The following is a 1161-nucleotide window of genomic DNA, read 5'->3' as shown; positions in this document are numbered from 1 at the left end:
AATCGTGACTGGCTTGGTAAGATGAGCTTGCTCGAATTTTTACGTGATTACGGTAAACTATTCCAAATTAACAATATGCTTGCTAAGGACGTAGTTGCTAGTCGTCTTGAAAACGGAATTTCCTTTACAGAATTTACTTACCAAATTTTGCAAGGGATTGACTTTTACATTTTGAACCGTGATTATGGTGTACAAATGCAAATTGGTGGTAGTGACCAATGGGGCAACATTACATCAGGGATTGACTTAATTCACCGCTTGGAAGGTAATGAACGCCCAGCCTTTGGTTTGACCATTCCACTAATGCTTAAAGCAGATGGAACCAAGTTCGGTAAGTCAGCAGGTGGTGCTGTATGGCTTGATCCTGAAAAAACAAGTCCTTACGAATTTTACCAATTCTGGATTAACCAAGATGACCGCGATGTTGTAAAATATTTGAAGTATTTCACTTTCTTGAGTCATGAAGAAATTGATGCTTTGGCAGAAAAAGTTAAGAATGAACCTTGGAAGCGTGAAGCACAAAAGACATTAGCTGCGGAAGTTACTAAGTTTGTTCATGGTGAAGCAGGCCTTGAAGAAGCTCAAATGATTACTGATGCTTTATTCTCAGGTAATGTTAAAGAATTATCAGTTAAGCAAATTGAGCAAGCTCTTAAAAATGCACCAAGTGCAGAAAGTTCAAATGAAAAGAAGAACTTGGTAGACTTTTTGGTAGATACTAAGATTGAATCTTCCAAGCGTCAAGCACGTGAAGATATCCAAAATGGAGCAATTTATGTCAATGGGAATAAGGTCCAAGAATTAGAATTTGAGGTTGATCCAAGTGCTTCATTTGATGGTAAGTATGTAATTATCCGTAAAGGTAAGAGAAAATATACTTTGGTTACTATTAAATAATAAAAAATACCTAGCCATAGGCTAGGTATTATGCCGTTTTAGCTCAGGAGGTAGAGCACCGCCGTGGTAAGGAGGAGGTCGCCAGTTCAAATCTGGCAAACGGCTTATTGTTGTATTGTTATGCATTATATTAAAAAACAAAAGCTATTAATATGTTACCTATCAGTTTTTTTTGGTTTTCTTAATATTATAATACAAAATGTAAACGCTTTAAGGAGGCCGATAAATATGAAAAATAAAGCAATAATGATAGGAGCAGGGTTA

The 1161-nt window shown here is 36.3% G+C and carries 1 protein-coding gene and 1 tRNA gene; both read left to right on the top strand.

Annotated elements, in window-relative coordinates; all coding sequences use genetic code 11:
* A partial coding sequence (gene tyrS / locus ACNDLV_RS08180) for a tyrosine--tRNA ligase (RefSeq protein WP_498883104.1) occupies window positions 1-897 on the top strand: 897 nt, incomplete at its 5' end.
* A 32-nt stretch (window positions 898-929) separates the two neighbouring features.
* A tRNA-Thr gene (locus tag ACNDLV_RS08175) sits at window positions 930-1002 on the top strand.
* Window positions 1003-1161: the final 159 nt, after the last annotated feature.

This window comes from Lactobacillus fornicalis (assembly GCF_055362665.1).
This window is presented reverse-complemented; position numbering and strand designations above follow the sequence as displayed.